This window comes from Polaromonas sp. P1_G4, from assembly GCF_056405475.1.
Genome location: NZ_JBFUCA010000784.1, coordinates 1 through 1,399 on the forward strand (window position 1 = coordinate 1; position 1,399 = coordinate 1,399).

The 1,399-nt window shown below is 61.8% G+C and carries 2 protein-coding genes; one reads left to right on the top strand and one right to left on the bottom strand.

Features of this window, described 5'->3' with window-relative positions:
* Positions 1 to 786, top strand: a 786-nt coding sequence (locus AC1D1X_RS23300) for a substrate binding domain-containing protein (RefSeq protein WP_477699345.1), incomplete at its 5' end; no start/stop codon positions are given.
* Between the two features lie 55 nt (positions 787 to 841).
* Here AC1D1X_RS23300 and AC1D1X_RS23305 read toward each other — a convergent pair.
* A complete protein-coding gene (locus AC1D1X_RS23305; RefSeq protein ID WP_477671676.1) occupies positions 842 to 1,321 on the bottom strand; it encodes a response regulator in 480 nt (159 codons plus the stop codon).
* Positions 1,322 to 1,399: the final 78 nt, after the last annotated feature.

Sequence of the window (1,399 nt, forward strand, 5' to 3'; positions counted from 1 at the left end):
GTGTCGCGTCTGGAGGAAAGGCTGGGCGTGCGGCTCTTCACGCGCACGACGCGGCAGATACGGCTGACCGAGGCCGGCCGCGCTTATTTTGAGCAGGCGCGGCAGGCCCTGGGGCAGCTGGTGGAGGCCGAGCGCGAAGCCACGGGTCAGCAATTGGTGCCTGCCGGCGTGCTGCGCATCAGCCTGCCCACGCCTTACGGGCATTACCGCGTGCTGCCTCTGCTGCCGGCTTTTCGGGCTCTCTATCCAGCGGTGCAGGTTGAGGTCAACCTGAGCAACCGCAATGTCAACTTTGCCGACGAGGGCTACGACCTGGCTATACGCGGGCGCGCACAGCCCGACTCAGGCCTGGTCGCGCGCAAGCTGGAAGATGCCGCGCTGGTGGTGGTGGCTGCGCCTTCGTACCTGCAGCAGGCGGGAACCCCAACCTCGCTAGAGGTCTTGCAGCAGCATGACTGCATCCAGTTTTTGTTGCCCAGCAGCGGGCAGAAAATTCCGTGGCTGTTCAGCGATGCAGGCAAGGCGCTGGAGGTGGCGACCAGCGGTGGATATTGCTGCTCGGAAGACCTGCTGGGTGGGGTGACGCTGGCCCGGCATGGCGCGGGCCTGCTGCAGACTTACCGTTTTATCGTCGAGGAAGACTTGCGCCAGGGCCGGCTGCAAGAGGTGTTGCAGCCTTTTGCGGGGCGGTCCCGGCCATTTTCACTGCTGTACCCGCATGGTCGGCACGTGCCCTTGCGGGTGCGCTTGTTCATCGACTTCCTGCTTGAAAAGCTCAAGCAGTAAATGCGGGCCGCAGACTAGAGGGATGGGCCTGGCCGCCTGGTCCAGCCAGACGCTATTAGCGGCTTCGCGCTTCGTCGGTTTCTGCGGTGCTCTGTTGCATGGCCAGCTCCAGCAGCTTGCTGTAGTTTTCCAGCTTTTTATACAGCAGGCGCACTTCCAGCGCATTGTGGATGCGCGTCTTGACTTCGACCAGGTCAAACGGTTTGCTGATGAAATCCTTGGCGCCGGCCTGCAAGGCGCGCAGCTTGTGGGCCGGCTCCGCGGTCAGCACGATGACAGAGAGGTATTTATCGTGCTGGTCTTCCTTGAGTGCTTCCATCACCTGGAAGCCGTCCATGCCGGGCATTTTCAGGTCGAGCAGGATCAGGTCGAAGCGGTGCTCTGCGTGCAGCGCGGCTACCTCCAGCGAATTCATGGTGGATCTGACCTGGGTATAGCCGGCGCCTGCCAGCAACTGCTCGAGTAACTGCACATTGACGGGCTGGTCGTCCACCACCAGGATGCTGCCGTTCAGGATGTCGAATTCGGTGTTCATGCGGTTTTTTCTGGCACGGGGGCCTGCATGGACTTTGTTTTGGAAAATGCCAGCGCCAAATCCAGGGTGTCCATGAAC

Bases quoted from the DNA above. Each gene is read 5' to 3' on its own strand.
- AC1D1X_RS23305 (WP_477671676.1), bottom strand. From the start codon at position 1,321: ATGAACACCGAATTCGACATCCTGAACGGCAGCATCCTGGTGGTGGAC.